Raw genomic sequence first — 13,594 nt, forward strand, 5'->3', positions numbered from 1 at the left:
GGGCTCTTTATTTTTATGATTGACTCCAAAGTTCTTTCACTTTTGCTTGAACTTCTTCATTTTCAAGAAACTCATCATAGGTTTCATCAATACGATCGATTACGCCGTTTTTTGAAAGAACGATAATATGGTTGGCGAGTGTTTGAATGAATTCGTGGTCATGGCTAGCAAAGATAATCGATTCTTTAAAATTCTTCAATCCATCATTCAAACTTGAAATAGACTCCAAATCCAAGTGATTGGTTGGATCATCCAGTACAAGAACATTTGACTTGAGGAGCATCAATTTAGACAACATGACACGAACTTTTTCTCCCCCTGACAAGACGTTGACAGACTTGTTAACTTCGTCACCCGAAAAGAGCATCCGTCCTAAGAAACCACGAAGGAAAGTATTGTCATCTTCTTCTTTACTTGCAAATTGACGAAGCCAATCAAGAATACTTTCACCACCTGCAAAATCACGACTGTTGTCTTTTGGTAGATATGATCGACTAGTTGTAACTCCCCACTTGACAGTTCCTTCATATTCAATATCATCCATCAATGCACGGATCAAAGCGGTTGTTTGAATATCGTTCTGTCCGATAAGGGCGGTTTTGTCACCAGGACGTAAGATAAAGCTGATATTGTCAAGGATGGTTTCTCCATCGATCTTGACAGAAAGATTTTCAACTGTCAAGAGATCGTTACCAATTTCTCGTTCTGCCTTAAAGTTGATAAATGGGTACTTCCGACTAGATGGAACAATTTCTTCAAGTTCAATCTTGTCAAGCATTTTTTTACGCGAAGTTGCTTGTTTTGATTTTGAAGCGTTGGCTGAGAAACGTGCGACAAACTCTTGCAATTGTTTAATTTTTTCTTCAGCTTTTGCATTTCTATCTGCTTGTAATTTTGCTGCAAGTTCAGAAGATTCTTTCCAGAAATCATAGTTTCCGACGTAAAGTTTAATTTTTCCAAAGTCGAGATCCGCCATATGGGTGCAGACTTTGTTCAAAAAGTGGCGGTCATGGGATACAACGATAACCGTATTTTCAAAATCAATCAGAAAATCTTCTAACCAGGTAATGGATTGAATATCCAATCCATTGGTCGGCTCGTCCAAAAGAAGGACATCTGGTTTACCAAAAAGGGCTTTAGCTAAGAGAACTTTCACTTTATCCCCATTGGCTAACTCGCTCATAGCTTGATAATGAAGGTCTTCTGAAATATTTAGATTTTGAAGCAATTGAGATGCTTCACTTTCTGCTTCCCATCCACCAAGTTCGGCAAATTCACCTTCAAGTTCAGCTGCACGGACACCATCTTCATCAGAGAAATCTTCTTTCATGTAGATAGCATCTTTTTCCTTCATAATGTTGTAGAGCTTTTCATTTCCCATAATGACAACATCGATGACCCGCTCGTCTTCGTAGTCAAAGTGATTTTGACGCAAAACAGACAAACGTTCATCAGGGCCAAGAGAAATATGACCAGTTGTTGGTTCAATATCTCCAGCTAAAATTTTTAAAAAGGTTGACTTTCCAGCACCGTTGGCACCGATGAGACCGTATGTATTTCCTTCTGTAAAGTTGATATTGACATCGTCAAACAATTTTCGATCACTAAAACGTAGTGAGACGTCTGATACTGTAAGCAATGATTTTCTCCTCTTTCTATAATGTCTTCATTTTACTAGAAAATAGGGGAAAATTCAACTTTTTTACTGTCAATTTGTTTTTACAATTGTGTAAACGAAATTGACAGTTTAGTAAAGTGTTAATTCCTTACAAACATAGAGGATAGACTAACATTTTCAACTAGAAAGTGCTATAATGATAGGGATAACGATTAAGGAGAAGAGTATGACAAAACCCATCATTCTGACAGGAGATAGACCGACAGGAAAACTCCATATTGGCCACTATGTTGGTTCTTTAAAAAATCGCGTCTTGTTGCAAAATAAAGATGAGTATAATATGTTTGTTTTTCTAGCAGACCAGCAAGCTTTGACAGACCATGCAAAAGATCCAAAAACGATTGTAGAATCTATTGGTAATGTTGCTTTGGATTATCTGGCAGCTGGACTAGATCCTGAAAAAGTTACGATTTTCATTCAAAGTCAGATTCCTGAATTAGCGGAATTGACCATGTATTACATGAATCTAGTATCTTTGGCGCGACTTGAAAGAAACCCAACTGTAAAAACCGAGATTTCTCAAAAAGGTTTTGGTGAGAGTATTCCAACAGGATTTTTGGTATACCCTATTTCACAAGCAGCCGATATCACAGCTTTTAAAGCAAATTTTGTTCCAGTAGGAAATGATCAAAAGCCAATGATTGAGCAAACTCGTGAGATTGTTCGTTCCTTTAATCATGCTTACAACACAGATACTTTGGTGGAACCGGAAGGGATTTATCCTGAAAACGAAGCAGCAGGGCGCTTACCTGGTTTAGACGGAAATGCTAAAATGTCTAAATCGTTGAATAATGGCATTTACCTAGCTGATGATGCAGATACTTTAAAGAAAAAAGTGATGAGTATGTATACTGATCCTGATCATATTAAAGTAGAGGATCCAGGAAAAATCGAAGGCAATATGGTATTTCATTACCTGGATGTATTTGGCCGTCCAGAAGATGTAGCTGAAATTGCAGAAATGAAAGAACATTATCAACGTGGTGGACTTGGTGATGTAAAGACCAAACGATATCTTTTAGAAATTTTAGATCGTGAATTAAGACCAATTCGTGAAAGACGACTTGAGTTTGCAAAGGATATGGGTGAGGTCTACTCTATTCTTGAAAAAGGAAGTGAGCGCGCTCGAAATGTAGCAGCTCAAACACTGGATGAAGTAAAATCTGCGATGGGAATTACCTATTTTAAAAAATAAAACGACTTCATTAAAAGCGAACATTTCTTACTGTTCATTGATAATTTACCAATAAATGATTGACAAATTGCCATAGAATGGTATGATATTAACAATAAAAATTCGAGCCTTGCTCAAATAAAAAGAAAAGAGGATCCAGCTAATGTCTAATTGGGACACAAAGTTTTTAAAAAAAGGGTTTACATTCGATGACGTGCTTTTGATTCCAGCAGAAAGTCACGTATTGCCTAATGATGCAGATTTAAGTACACAATTAGCAAGTAATTTACGCTTGAATATCCCAATCATTACTGCTGCCATGGACACAGTGACTGAAAGTCAAATGGCAATTGCTATGGCACGTGCTGGTGGACTTGGTGTTATCCATAAAAACATGTCAATTGAGCAACAGGCAGATGAAGTACGCAAAGTAAAACGCTCTGAAAATGGAGTTATCATTGATCCGTTCTATTTGACTCCGTCTCATACAATTGCAGAAGCAGATGAGTTGATGGGACGATACCGAATCAGTGGTGTTCCTGTTGTTGAAACACTTGAAAATCGTAAATTAGTTGGTATCCTTACAAACCGGGATTTGCGTTTTATTTCTGATTACAATCAACCCATTTCAAATCATATGACGAGTGAAAATTTGGTGACCGCACCAGTTGGAACTGATTTGGAAACAGCTGAACGCATTCTACAAGAGCACCGTATTGAAAAATTACCATTGGTAGATGAAAATGGTCGTCTTTCTGGCTTGATTACAATCAAAGATATTGAAAAAGTTATTGAGTTTCCAAATGCGGCTAAGGATGAATTTGGTCGTTTGCTTGTGGCTGGTGCCGTAGGGGTTACTTCAGATACTTTTGAACGTGCAGAAGCTCTTTTTGAAGCTGGTGCAGACGCAATTGTCATTGATACTGCTCATGGACATTCTGCGGGTGTTCTTCGTAAGATTGCAGAAATTCGTGCTCACTTCCCAGATCGTACCTTGATTGCAGGAAATATTGCAACTGCTGAAGGTGCTCGTGCATTATTTGATGCAGGGGTAGACGTAGTTAAGGTCGGAATTGGTCCAGGATCAATCTGTACAACTCGTGTTGTTGCAGGGGTTGGTGTTCCTCAAGTGACTGCTATTTATGACGCAGCCGCTGTAGCTCGTGAATATGGAAAAACGATCATTGCTGATGGTGGTATCAAGTATTCAGGAGATATTGTCAAAGCACTCGCAGCTGGTGGAAATGCAGTAATGCTTGGTTCAATGCTTGCAGGTACAGATGAAGCACCAGGTGAAACAGAAATCTTCCAAGGTCGTAAGTTTAAAACATACCGTGGTATGGGATCTATTGCAGCAATGAAGAAAGGTTCTAGCGACCGTTACTTCCAAGGATCTGTCAATGAAGCCAATAAATTGGTTCCTGAAGGAATTGAGGGACGTGTTGCTTATAAAGGTTCTGTAGCAGATATGGTATTCCAAATGATCGGTGGTATTCGTTCAGGTATGGGTTATGTTGGTGCAGCAACCATTCAAGATTTACATGATCATGCACAATTTGTTGAAATGAGTGGTGCAGGATTGAAAGAAAGCCATCCTCATGATGTGCAAATTACAAACGAGGCTCCTAACTACTCGGCACAATAAATTTACACATTTGTAAACAAAAATAACAGCATCTTGACAGTATTGTCAAGATGCTGTTTTGATATGACCGGCTTGAACAGTGAAAATTTTCAACTCTTCAGGTAGTTCTTTTAAATGATCGAGAGTGGTCGTTGTAATAAATGTTTGAATATTATTAGAGATGGTTTCAAGTAGTTGAAGTTGACGATAATTGTCAAGTTCGCTCATGACATCGTCAAGTAGTAAAATCGGCTTTTCTCTTGTGATTTCTTCCATTAATTCAATTTCTGCTAATTTTAGAGAGAGAACAACACTTCGATGCTGGCCTTGACTACCAAAGGTAGCATTCATATTATTGATGAAAAATGCCAAATCATCCCTGTGAGGCCCAATACTTGTTGTTTTCCTAAAAATATCCTTCTGACGGTTTTTTTCCAACATAGAGAGAAACTGCTCTTCTATATCATTTCCTTCTTCAGAAAAAACAGTTGACTGATATTGAATTGATAGGTTTTCTTTGTTGTCAGAAAGTCGAGTATGTTTTTCTTTTGCTTTAGCTTCTAATTTTTTAATAAACTCAAGCCGATGATGGATGACGCGACTTCCAAAACTAGCTAGTTGTGAATCTAAGACCTCCAAAAATGTAGCATCAATTTTTTCCGAATTTTTTAGATAACTATTTCTTTGTTTCAGTACATGGTTGTATTGAGATAAGTCAGATAAGTAGAGAGGTTTCATCTGACCTAATTCAATGTCAATAAACTTTCGACGCCCTGCAGGTGATCCTTTGATCAGTTGCAAATCTTCGGGTGCGAAAAGGACAACATTCATATGGCCAATATAGTTCGATAATTTGGCTTGTTTCAAATGATTTACCTTAGTTATCCGACCTTTTGGTGTCAAGGAAATTTCTAATGGAAGGGGACCAGTTTCTCTTTGTAATTGACCAGACACTTTAAAATCGGTGGATTCAAAATAGATGAGATCTCTATCATTTCGTGTTCGATGACTTCTGGTTAAAGCTAGAAAATAAATTGATTCGAGAATATTGGTCTTTCCTTGAGCATTTTGACCTAGGAAAATATTTAATCCAGGATGAAACTCGACTTCTAGTTCTTGATAATTACGAAAATTTTGAATGGATAACTGTTTTAACCACATTACGAGATACCAGGAAAGCGAATTGCTTTTTCTTTTTTGTTAGTCTTTGTCGGTTGTTTCTTTTGTTGTTGATTGAGTTGCTTGACAAGTTTAGCAACACGTTCCTTTTCTTCCTTCTCTTTAAGATGTTCTTCTATTTCTTCTTGAGAAGGTTCAAGAATGGTGATAGTCATGCTCAGTTCAGGAATGTCAATTTGATCATTGACACGAAGTTTACGGCCTCTCCGTTGTTCTAATTCACCATTAACAAAGACTTCTTTTTCTTGAAGAAAAGCTTTGATTGCACCACCACTCTGTATAATACCGAGTTCTTTTAAGATTGCTTGTAATGTAATAAAGTCATCAAATAATTTGTAATTCATAGTTCACCTCTTTGCGTGTTATTATACCATATTTTTAGTTTTTCTAGGGTAGAGAATGTTGAGTGATTTGAGGAGCTTTTTCACAGTTTAAATTAGGATTTTAGTGTGATTTCGTGTTATAATGAAAGTTACTATTGAGTAGAACGAGGATGAAAATGGAATTAGTAAAGGGCGTGAATCTTCACTTTCTTCAATCAAAAAAATTTAAAACCAATAAAATTAAGGTCCGTTTTTCATCGCCATTAGATGAAAATACCGTGGCTGCGCGTGTTTTAGTAGCCTGTATGATGGAAACTGCAAATCAAAAATATCCAACTTCACAATTATTCCGTGAAAAATTAGCGAGTCTATACGGGGTAGAATTGTCAACCTCAGTCTCTAAGAGGGGGCGTGTTCATTATGTTGATTTGAATATTTCCTTTGTGCGCGATGACTTTTTGAGCAAGAAAAATGTTCTTACTGATGAAGTTTTGGACATTATAGAAACTATCTTCTTTTCACCTTTGGTAGTAGAAGATCACTTTGACAGTGATACATTTGACGTTGAAAAGAAAAATACAATTTCCGATTTGGAGTCAGAAATTGAAGAGCCTTATTATTATGCACATGGGCAATTGAATCAACTATTTTTTGAAGACGAAACAATCGGGATGTCAAGATTGGGGAAAGTTGATTTAGTGAGACAAGAGACAGCTCAAAGTTCTCTTTCACAGTTTCACCAGATGCTCCAATTAGATAATATTGACTTCTTTTTCATAGGCGATTTTAATGAGGTCGCTATTGTGGATCGAGTGAACCAGTTTGAATTCAAGCCACGTGATAACAATTTGTCTGTCACCTATCAACAACCTTTTACAAATGTTGTTAGAGAAAAGTTAGAGCAAAAACAAAACCAACAATCTATTCTAGAATTAGGTTACCATTTTTCTACCCAGTATGGAGAATCTCTCCATATCCCACTAGTTGTATTAAATGGGATGCTGGGAGCTTTCTCGCATTCGAGACTTTTTCAAATAATTCGTGAGAAAGAAGGACTTGCTTATACCATCTCTAGCCATTTTGATATTTTTACAGGCTTTATGAGAGTTTTTGCAGGCATTGATAAGGAATCTCGTACGAAAGTAATGACCTTGATTATGAGACAGTTGAATGATTTAAAACGAGGCAAGTTTACAGAGTCAGAGCTTCAATTGACAAAAGAAATGTTGGTGAATACGACCTTATTAGCACAGGATCGGCAAAATACCTTGATTGAAAGGGAATATTTGAAAACGATCCTAGGAAAGAAAGTCCTTTCTTTAGAAGAGTGGTTAGAGTCCATCGATAAGGTTAGTAGAGAAGAAATTATTGAAGTGGCAAAAACAATTAATTTACAGTCTGTTTATTTTATGGAAGGAAAGTAGTGTAAAGATTGAAAATTAAAGAAAAATATTATGAATCAGTTGGTGAGCAAGTTTACTTTACACGCTTGTCAAATGGGTTGACTATTCATTTAATTCCAAAAGAAGATTATTATGAAACCTATGGAATAATCACAACTAAGTTTGGCTCAGTGGATACACGAATTCTAGTGAATGGTAATGAAAGGCAATATCCTGCAGGAATTGCTCATTTCCTAGAACACAAAGTATTTGAAGATGAAAATGGTCAAGATTATTTAAAAAAATTCGTTCATTTAGGATCGGAAAGTAATGCCTTTACAAGCTTTACAAAGACAAGTTATCTTTTCTCAACAACTTCAAAGGTCCCTGAAAATATTCAATTGTTATTGGAGATGGTTTCAAAGGTTTCCTTTACAGAAAAATCTGTATCTAAGGAAAGAAAAATCATTCAACAAGAAATTGGAATGTACCAAGATAGTCCAGACTATCGATTATTTTTTGGTGCTTTAGAAAATTTATATCCTGGAACACCGTTAGCAGATGATATTGCTGGAACTAGGGAGTCTATTTCTGACATTACAATAGATAATCTCCGTGAAAACTTTGATCTATTCTATCATCCCTCTCAAATGCACTTATTAGTGATCGGAAACTTTGATGTTGATGAAGTATTGCAAGTAGTAAAGGAATATGATCTAGTTCCTCCTCATCCATCTGTGGAGTTAGAACGTTTTCCTGTAGAAAAAAATGAAGTAAGATTGAATCAATCTTGTAGAATGGAAGTTGCTACTCCTAGGTTGGCAATTGGAATTCGAGGAAATGATATCATTAAGGAAGAGGAAAAATTTCGTTATAAATTGATGTTGAAATTACTGTTTTCGATGATGTTTGGTTGGACTTCGCAACGGTTTCAAAGTTTATATGAAGCTGGGAAGATTGACAACTCATTGACACTTGAAGTCGAGGTTGAGGAATTATTTCATTTCGTTATTTTGACAATGGATACTCAAGAACCGGTGTCCTTATCTCATCAATTTAGGTCAGCAATCAAACAATTTGAGAAGGATCCAGATGTCAATCAGGAACATTTGGATACGATTAAAAGCGAAATGTTTGGTGATTTCTTACAAGGTTTAAATTCGCTTGAGTATAGTGCCACTCAGTTTGAATATTTTTCAGACGGTAGCACTTCTTATGATCTTCCAAAGATTTTACAAGGTATTAGTTTACAAGATATCATCAAATTAGGGCGTCAGTTCATCGACCAGGCTGAGATGGTTGACTATATGATTTTTCAAAAGTAGTAAACAATGTATCAAGAAGGGAAAACATGAAGAAGAGAACGATTGGTCAAGTGTTAAGACTGTCAAGAGTAAATTTACACTTAAGTTTACAGGATGTGTCAAATAAGACAGCCATTGAAATTCCTTATATAGAAGCGTTGGAAAACGATGAGTTTGATCTATTACCGAGTCCCTTTTACGCTCAGATCTATCTTAAAAAGTTAGCATGGGCTTTGGGATTAGATGAGTCCATCCTATTGACAGCTTTTCGTGAAGGAAAAGAATTGTTATTTGATGAAGAAATACTTGTAGATGACGAAGAGCTTCATTCAAGAAAATTAAGACAGAAAGCGAGCTGGTTACCAATCCTGTATTATCTACTAGTTAGTTTTGTCATCCTTGGCTTTGTGATTTATATCGTATATTTTTATGAGTTTACAGCATCTGTAAAATAGATGTAAAGATAGTTTATTTTTTGGAGGAAGTATGAAAAAAGAAAATATTCCTAATGCATTGACATTAATTCGGGTTGTGATGATTCCTATTTTTATTGCTATTTTAAGTTTAAGTCATTCTTACTTAGGACATATTGTAGCGGCAGTTATTTTTGCAATTGCTAGTATTACAGATTATTTAGATGGCTTTCTTGCACGAAAATGGAATGTAGTTAGTAATTTTGGTAAATTTGCCGATCCGATGGCAGATAAATTATTGGTCATGTCAGCTTTTATCATGATGATTGAATTAAAAATGGTTCCTGCTTGGATTGCGGCCGTTATCATTTGTCGTGAGTTAGCTGTTACTGGTTTGCGTCTTCTACTTGTTGAGACAGGTGGTACAGTTCTTGCTGCAGCCATGCCTGGAAAAATTAAAACCTTTAGCCAAATGTTTGCCATTATCTTTTTGCTTTGCCATTGGACTCTTCCAGGGCAAGTGTTGCTTTATATTGCATTGATTTTCACAATTTATTCTGGTTACGACTACTTTAAGGGAAGTAGCTATCTCTTTAAAGACACATTTAAATAAATGAAACAGATGATTGAGCTAAAAAATGTATCCTTTCGATACGATAAAACAGTAGAAGAGTATCAAATTGACACGGTTTCGTTTCACGTGAAACAAGGAGAGTGGCTTTCGATTGTTGGACACAATGGTAGTGGGAAATCTACAGTTGTACGCCTGATTGATGGTCTTTTGGAAGCTGAGTCTGGTGAGATTTACATTGATGGAAAAAAACTGACTCGTGAAACTATATGGGAAATCCGTAGTAAAATTGGGATTGTATTTCAGAATCCTGATAACCAATTTGTTGGTGCGACAGTAGAAGATGATGTTGCCTTTGGTTTAGAAAATCAAGGAATTCCACGGGAAGAAATGCTTCAACGAGTGGAGAAGGCTATTGAGCAAGTTGGTATGTTGGAGTTTAAAGATCGCGAACCATCTCGTTTGTCAGGTGGTCAAAAGCAACGGGTGGCCATAGCAGGTATTATCGCCTTGAGACCAACGATTATTATCCTTGATGAAGCAACTAGTATGTTAGATCCAGAAGGCAGAGAGGATCTAATGGCGGTAATGAGAGAACTTCAGAAAAAATTTCAATTAACAATTATCTCCATTACCCATGATTTAACCGAAATTGCCTTAAGTGATCGAACACTGGTGTTTCAAAAAGGAAAACTAGAGTCTTCTATGACGCCGCGGGAATTGTTTTCAAGAAATGACCTTAATGAGATTGGACTAGATAAGCCTTTTAGTAAGCAGGTTCAAGAATCTCTCAGCTCGCATTTTCCGCTAAAACAGGATTATCTAACAGAAAGTGAGTTATTAGACCAACTATGGGAATATCTTTAAAGAATGTCTATTATACTTATCAAGAGGGAAGTCCTTTTGAAGGGCAGGCGCTTTCTGATATTAGTTTGGAAATAAAAGATGGATCTTATACAGCCATTATCGGGCATACTGGTAGTGGCAAGTCTACTTTGTTGCAATTACTAAATGGTTTACTGCGTCCGACTAAAGGAACGATTCAATTTGAAGATTTTGTTTTAGATAATCATTCTGAGCCAAAAGAAATGAAGTACCTGAGAAAAAAGGTTGGTTTGGTTTTTCAATTTCCAGAAAGTCAGCTGTTTGCAGAAACTGTTCTAGCTGATGTAGCCTTTGGACCACAGAATTTTGGGGTACCTAAGGACAAAGCGGAGGAAATAGCCAAAGAAAAATTAGCGATCGTTGGTTTAGAAGAGTCTATCTATGATAAAAGTCCATTTGAACTATCTGGTGGACAGATGAGACGGGTTGCGATCGCGGGTATTTTAGCTATCGAACCAGAGATTTTAGTATTGGACGAGCCGACAGCAGGGCTAGATCCTGCTGGAAGAAAGGAATTGATGGCGCTGTTTGAAACATTACATAAAAATGGGATGACCCTAGTTCTGGTAACTCATACGATGGATGATGTAGCAAATTTTGCTGATACCGTATTTGCTTTGGAAGCGGGAAAACTTGTCCTAAAGGGATCCCCAAGGGAAGTGTTTCAACAGGTTGATTATTTACAAAAACTTCAATTAGGAGTCCCACAAATTACGAATTTTGCTCTTCAATTGAAAAAAAGGGGGCTTCCTCTGGATAGACTACCAATCAAAATTGAGGAACTAAAGGAGCTGTTACTTCATGAATAATATGATTTTGGGAAGATATATTCCTGGAAACTCCATTATCCACCAACTGGATCCTCGTGGGAAGTTGCTCTCAATGTTCCTATTCATTTTTCTTCTGTTTTGGGCCAATAACTTGCAGACCAATCTTCTGCTCTTTGGTTTCATCTTTATTTTAATGTATTTAACGAGGATTTCGATTAGTTTTTATGTCAAAGGCTTAAAATCAATGATTTTTATCATTGCTTTTACAACGATTTTTCAATTATTTGCGACCTCTCAAGGAACCATTTTGTATCAATGGTGGTTTTTTAAATTAACCGACCAAGGATTGATACAGGCCTCCATTATATTTTGTAGATTTATTTTAATCATTTTTTATTCGACAATTTTAACAGTGACGACGACACCATTAAGTTTAGCAGATGCTGTTGAAAAGATCCTTACCCCACTAAAAATTATTAAGGTTCCGGCTCATGAGATTGGGTTAATGCTATCTATGAGTTTGCGCTTTGTTCCAACCTTAGTAGATGATACGAATCGAATCATGAATGCGCAAAGGGCACGTGGTGTTGATTTTGGTGAGGGAAATCTATTAAAAAGGATCCGTTCCTTTATTCCGATCCTCATTCCTCTATTTGCTTCTAGTTTTAAACGCGCAGATGCATTAGCAATTGCGATGGAAGCGAGAGGGTACAAAGGCGGTGAGGGACGAACACGCTATCGGACTCTGCAGTGGGGAGTAAAAGATACCCTGGCATTGCTCGTTATTCTGTGCCTCATGTTGATAGTTTTTTATCTAAAAAATGGATAGAGCTAGTTGTATTGGTTCAAAAATAAGGAAAAAGCGCTATACAAAGCGCTTTTTACATTAAATTCACATATTCTTGTAACATTTGTAATATATTCTACAATAAACTGTAACATTTTGTGTGTATGATAGAATTATGTTCGAAAGGAGAATAGAATTCATGAACAGTAAAAAATTCCAATGGACAGTCACTTCCCTACTTTCAGCAGCATCACTTTTCATTTCAGGTATTGCTACAGTGAATGCTGAAACTTACGAAGTGAAGTCTGGAGATACTCTATCAAAAATTGCACTAGAAAATAACACTTCAGTAGAAAATATTATTGCATCTAACAATCTGACCAATGAAGATTTGATCTATGCAGGACAAATTATTGAGTTAGGTGAGCGTTCAAAATCTATGATTGATAAAGTTGCTCCACAAGAGCAAGCAAAACCTGCTGAAAGTGCACCTACAGCAACTGCAACAGCACAAACTGCTCAAAAACAAACAACTTATGCAGCAAATGCTGCAGTGACTTCTGCACAATCAACAAATGGTGGAATTGTTCTATCAAATGGGAATACTGCTGGAGAACAAGGATCTTATGCAGCTGCTCGTATGGCTGAAATGACTGGTGTACCTGCTTCTACTTGGGAAGCAATTATTGCCCGTGAATCAAATGGTCAAGTAAATGCAGCAAATGCTTCTGGTGCCAGTGGTTTGTTCCAAACAATGCCAGGTTGGGGTTCAACTGCAACAGTTGATGATCAAATCCAGGCTGCATACAATGCATATAGCTCACAAGGTTTATCAGCTTGGGGTTATTAAAAAATAGGTTTACAATTTGTAAACCTATTTTTTTAATGTCTCAAGAATATCAAGTGGAGAGTGACAAATAAAATCTGGTGAGTAAAGAAGTAGCTCTTCAAGATCTCCAAATCCCCAAGTGACGGCCATGGTTTTTATGCCAACTGTTTGACCTCCAATGAGGTCAAATTTTGTGTCTCCAATAATCACTGTCTCCTCTTTTGGAAGGTCATTGATTGACAAGGCGTATCGAATGACATCAGCTTTGTGGATACGATCTGAATTTGATCCATAAATTCCTTTAAAGTATTTAGCGATACCTAAATCTTGACACATCTGTAAAGCAACTGGTTCATGTTTTGAAGTAGTTACATAAAGAGGAATGTTTTCGTCTTGTAATGCTTTCAAAGCTTCTACTATCTGAGGAAACAGAGTTGATTTGTATTGACCTTTTTCATGATAATACTGGCGGTAGATAGTTACGGCTTGATCTACTAAAGTTTCAGGAAGGGTAGCTTCAAAACTAGAAATCAAAGGTGGTCCCATAAAACTACGGATAGTTTTGAGATCGGGTTGAGGAACCTTCAAAGTATCGAATGTATGTTGAAAGCTCTCTGTAATTCCCTTGGAACTGTCAACTAATGTTCCATCTAAATCAAAAAATAAGGCTTGCAT

General features: G+C 36.8%; 14 protein-coding genes. 10 read left to right on the forward strand and 4 right to left on the reverse strand.

Going from position 1 to position 13,594, the window contains the following annotated elements; genetic code table 11:
• Nucleotides 1-13: 13 nt before the first annotated feature.
• Complete coding sequence (locus WKT08_RS07150; protein WP_003009224.1) at nt 14-1,639, reverse strand: ATP-binding cassette domain-containing protein; 1,626 nt, start codon at nt 1,637-1,639, stop codon at nt 14-16.
• Between the two features lie 205 nt (nt 1,640-1,844).
• Here WKT08_RS07150 and trpS point away from each other — a divergent pair, with 205 nt between their 5' ends.
• Nucleotides 1,845-2,873 (forward strand): tryptophan--tRNA ligase, encoded by a 1,029-nt coding sequence (gene trpS / locus WKT08_RS07155; RefSeq protein ID WP_049486041.1) that lies wholly within the window; start codon nt 1,845-1,847, stop codon nt 2,871-2,873.
• Nucleotides 2,874-3,015: 142 nt separating this feature from the next.
• Complete coding sequence (gene guaB / locus WKT08_RS07160; RefSeq protein ID WP_003009220.1) at nt 3,016-4,497, forward strand: IMP dehydrogenase; 1,482 nt, start codon at nt 3,016-3,018, stop codon at nt 4,495-4,497.
• A gap of 45 nt (nt 4,498-4,542) precedes the next feature.
• Here guaB and recF read toward each other — a convergent pair whose 3' ends face one another.
• Nucleotides 4,543-5,637, reverse strand: a complete 1,095-nt coding sequence (recF, locus tag WKT08_RS07165; RefSeq protein WP_049486040.1) for a DNA replication/repair protein RecF — start codon at nt 5,635-5,637, stop codon at nt 4,543-4,545.
• Nucleotides 5,637-5,999, reverse strand: coding sequence for a S4 domain-containing protein YaaA (gene yaaA / locus WKT08_RS07170; RefSeq protein ID WP_024054765.1), 363 nt, complete (start codon nt 5,997-5,999; stop codon nt 5,637-5,639). Before yaaA ends, recF begins: the two co-directional genes overlap by 1 nt.
• A gap of 155 nt (nt 6,000-6,154) precedes the next feature.
• On the opposite strand from yaaA, the gene yfmF reads away from it, so the two are divergent.
• The 8 genes from yfmF (at nt 6,155) to WKT08_RS07210 (ending at nt 12,940) form a co-directional block, all read left to right on the forward strand.
• Complete coding sequence (yfmF, locus tag WKT08_RS07175; RefSeq protein WP_003002080.1) at nt 6,155-7,402, forward strand: EF-P 5-aminopentanol modification-associated protein YfmF; 1,248 nt, start codon at nt 6,155-6,157, stop codon at nt 7,400-7,402.
• An 8-nt stretch (nt 7,403-7,410) separates the two neighbouring features.
• On the forward strand, nt 7,411-8,685 hold the full coding sequence (gene yfmH, locus WKT08_RS07180; protein ID WP_049486038.1) for an EF-P 5-aminopentanol modification-associated protein YfmH: 1,275 nt from the start codon (nt 7,411-7,413) through the stop codon (nt 8,683-8,685).
• Nucleotides 8,686-8,711: 26 nt separating this feature from the next.
• Entirely contained in the window at nt 8,712-9,119 is a 408-nt protein-coding gene (locus WKT08_RS07185; RefSeq protein ID WP_023919990.1) for a helix-turn-helix domain-containing protein, read from the forward strand.
• Between the two features lie 31 nt (nt 9,120-9,150).
• Nucleotides 9,151-9,690, forward strand: a complete 540-nt coding sequence (gene pgsA, locus WKT08_RS07190) for a CDP-diacylglycerol--glycerol-3-phosphate 3-phosphatidyltransferase (protein WP_003009208.1) — start codon at nt 9,151-9,153, stop codon at nt 9,688-9,690.
• Nucleotides 9,691-10,515, forward strand: coding sequence for an energy-coupling factor ABC transporter ATP-binding protein (locus WKT08_RS07195; protein WP_070464804.1), 825 nt, complete (start codon nt 9,691-9,693; stop codon nt 10,513-10,515).
• Nucleotides 10,500-11,342: an energy-coupling factor transporter ATPase gene (locus WKT08_RS07200; protein WP_049486036.1), complete on the forward strand. Its 843-nt coding sequence runs from the start codon at nt 10,500-10,502 to the stop codon at nt 11,340-11,342. Before WKT08_RS07195 ends, WKT08_RS07200 begins: the two co-directional genes overlap by 16 nt.
• Entirely contained in the window at nt 11,335-12,132 is a 798-nt protein-coding gene (locus tag WKT08_RS07205) for an energy-coupling factor transporter transmembrane component T family protein (RefSeq protein ID WP_049486035.1), read from the forward strand. Before WKT08_RS07200 ends, WKT08_RS07205 begins: the two co-directional genes overlap by 8 nt.
• A gap of 157 nt (nt 12,133-12,289) precedes the next feature.
• On the forward strand, nt 12,290-12,940 hold the full coding sequence (locus WKT08_RS07210) for a LysM peptidoglycan-binding domain-containing protein (RefSeq protein ID WP_003002250.1): 651 nt from the start codon (nt 12,290-12,292) through the stop codon (nt 12,938-12,940).
• A 24-nt stretch (nt 12,941-12,964) separates the two neighbouring features.
• Here WKT08_RS07210 and WKT08_RS07215 read toward each other — a convergent pair whose 3' ends face one another.
• The gene (locus tag WKT08_RS07215; RefSeq protein WP_003002086.1) at nt 12,965-13,594 is read right to left on the reverse strand and encodes an HAD hydrolase-like protein; all 630 of its coding nucleotides are present in this window, start codon (nt 13,592-13,594) and stop codon (nt 12,965-12,967) included.

The sequence above is a fragment of the Streptococcus sp. HCA-5024 genome, from assembly GCF_037890265.1.
Taxonomy (GTDB): domain Bacteria; phylum Bacillota; class Bacilli; order Lactobacillales; family Streptococcaceae; genus Streptococcus; species Streptococcus lingualis.